The organism is Ruminococcus difficilis, from assembly GCF_016680995.1.
This window is the reverse complement of sequence record NZ_JAEQMG010000154.1, coordinates 1-2,932: the sequence shown is the minus strand read 5'-3', so window position 1 is coordinate 2,932 and position 2,932 is coordinate 1. Positions and strand designations below refer to the sequence as shown.

Below are 2,932 nucleotides of genomic sequence, written 5' to 3'. Positions count from 1 at the left end.
TCGCGTCATAAAGCTCCTTGCCCATGCCGCTGTACTGCGCGCCCTGACCTGAAAAAACAAATGCTATTTTACCCATTTTGCCGCTCCCTTGAGGACTTCCTCCGCCTCGGTGAACATCTCTGTGATGATCTCACGCGCGGGCTGCTCCTTCTTTACCATGCTCGCGACCTGTCCGGCAAGCACGCAGCCGTTCTTCACGTCGCCCTCACGGGCCGCCATACGCAGCACGCCTGCGCCCATCTTCTCGAGCTCCTCGTCGGAAACGGTAGAGGAATCGTATTCTGCTTTCTGGTATTCTCTTGTAAAGGCGTTGCGGATAGAGCGTACGGGATGACCGAGACGCTTGCCGGTGACAACGGAGTCGATGTCCTTAGCCTTTAATACCTTATCTTTATATGCCTGCGAAATCGTACACTCAGTCGCGACAAGGAAGCGTGTGCCGACCTGAATGCCGACCGCGCCGAGCATGAATGCCGCCGCGACCTGTCTGCCGTCGGCGATGCCGCCCGCCGCGATGACGGGAATGCTGACCGCGTCGACGACCTGAGGAACGAGAGCCATTGTGGTGAGCTCGCCTACGTGACCGCCGCTTTCGCCGCCCTCTGCGATGAGAGCGAACGCGCCCATCTTTTCCATTTTACGGGCGAGAGCCACGCTTGGAACAACGGGAATGACCTTGATGCCTGCGGCGTTCCACTTTTCCATATATTTACCGGGGTTGCCTGCGCCTGTGGTGACGACCTTCACGCCCTCCTCGACAACGACGTCGGAGACCTCGTCGGCAAAGGGACTCCTCAGCATGATGTTAACGCCGAAGGGTTTGTCGGTAAGCTCCTTGCACTTGCGGATCTCCGCGCGGAGCTGCTCACCGTTGGAATTCATCGCCGCGATAAGTCCCAGACCGCCCGCGTTTGATACGCCAGCGGCAAGAGAAGCGTCGGCGACCCAAGCCATACCGCCCTGAAAAATGGGATATTCAAGGCCTAAGCTCTGGTCAATCACAGTAGAAATCATTTGAACTCTCCTTTCTCATCTGAGTGAGCAAGATTTTATCATAATAATTATTCTAAACGCCAAAATTTCTCACTTTTGATAATTATGGCATTATCTTTTATCATCATACCGCAAATCGCATTAAAAGTCAATCGTTAATTTGTTTCACGCAGCGGCAGAGATTGTAGATTTTTTGTCGGTTTTGAGCGGTGGATTAAGCGGAAACGTTTCAGCATTACCTGAGTCTCTGAACTCTCTTATAAATTTTCCTTGTGCTCGGCGCGGTTTTGTGGTACAATAACTTTATATATGTGTAAAAGGGTGATTTCTATGTCATTTTCACGTGACAAAATCAGGAATTTCAGTATAATCGCGCATATCGATCACGGCAAGAGTACGCTCGCGGACAGGATTCTCGAGCATACCAACTCCGTTTCCGCCCGCGATATGGAGGCTCAGCTCCTCGACGACATGGAACTTGAGCGCGAGCGCGGAATCACGATCAAGGCGCGCGCCGTCAGCGTTGTGTACACCGCCGACGATGGCGAGGACTATCTCTTTAACCTCATCGATACTCCCGGTCACGTCGACTTCAATTACGAGGTCTCGCGTTCTCTCGCCGCCTGCGAGGGCGCAATTCTCGTTGTCGACGCTTCTCAGGGAATCGAGGCTCAGACGCTTGCAAATACCTATCTCGCGGTCGACAGCGGACTTGAGATCGTTCCCGTTGTCAACAAGATCGATCTGCCTAGCGCAGATCCCGACAGAGTCATAAACGAAATCGAGGACGTTATCGGTATTCCCGCCGAGGACGCTCCCAAAATCTCCGCGAAGGCTGATATAAATATCCACGCCGTGCTTGAGAAGGTGGTTTCCGACATTCCGGCTCCGACAGGCGACCCTGACGCTCCGCTGCGAGCGCTGATTTTTGACAGCTACTACGACAGCTACAAGGGCGTTATCATCTACGTCCGCCTCAAGGAAGGTCAGATTCACCCCGGCGACGAGTTCAAGCTCATGGCGACCGGCTCTGTTTTCAACGTCGTGGAGTGCGGCCTCATGCACGCGACGACAATGGAGAAAACCGACGGACTTTACGCAGGCGAGGTAGGCTACATCTCGGGTTCGATAAAAACCCTCGCTGACGCGAAGGTAGGCGACACCGTGACTCTCGTGTCGAATCCCGCCGCCGAGCCGCTGCCGGGCTACAGAGAAGCTCAGCCGATGGTTTTCTGCGGCATTTATCCCGTCGACGGCGCGAAGTACGGCGACCTCAAGGACGCGCTCGAAAAGCTCCAGCTAAACGACGCGGCTCTCTCGTTCGACGCGGAGACCTCCGTCGCTCTCGGCTTCGGCTTCCGCTGCGGCTTCCTCGGACTGCTCCACATGGAGATCATTCAGGAGCGCCTTGAGAGAGAGTACATGCTCGACCTCATCACCACAGCGCCGAGTGTTATCTACCGCATAACGCGCACCGACGGTACCGTCGAGCTTATCGACAACCCTACGAACTATCCCGACCCGTCGCTTATCGCTTCCGCCGAGGAGCCTGTGACCGACGCTCATATCTACACACCTAAGGAGTACGTCGGAAACATCATGGAGCTGTGTCAGGACAGGCGCGGCACCTTTGTCGACATGCAGTACATCGACGCGGACAGAGTCGATTTGCACTACGTTTTGCCGCTCGCCGAGATAATCTACGACTTCTTCGACACCCTCAAGTCGCGCACAAGAGGTTACGCGTCATTTGACTACGAGCTCAAGGACTACGTTCCCAGTGAGCTCGTCAAGCTCGACATCATGCTCAACGGCGAGGTCGTCGACGCGCTCTCGTTCATTATCCACAAGGACAAGGCTTACGGCCGCGCCAGAAAAATGGCGGAGAAGCTCAAGGAGAAGATCCCGCGTCAGCTGTTTGAGGTTCCGATTCAGGCGT

The 2,932-nt window shown here is 54.9% G+C and carries 2 protein-coding genes; one reads left to right on the top strand and one right to left on the bottom strand.

What is annotated here, in order from left to right:
- Positions 1–63 precede the first annotated feature (63 nt).
- Positions 64–1,014, bottom strand: coding sequence for an enoyl-[acyl-carrier-protein] reductase FabK (gene fabK, locus JKK62_RS14270; RefSeq protein ID WP_201428488.1), 951 nt, complete (start codon positions 1,012–1,014; stop codon positions 64–66).
- 309 nt (positions 1,015–1,323) lie between these two features.
- Between fabK and lepA the strand changes: the two genes are divergently transcribed.
- Positions 1,324–2,932, top strand: a 1,609-nt coding sequence (gene lepA / locus JKK62_RS14265) for a translation elongation factor 4 (protein ID WP_201428487.1), incomplete at its 3' end; no start/stop codon positions are given.

What these genes read in the sequence shown, in the direction of transcription:
- fabK (WP_201428488.1), bottom strand. Translation starts at nt 1,014, where the DNA reads ATGATTTCTACTGTGATTGACCAGAGCTTAGGCCTTGAATATCCCATT.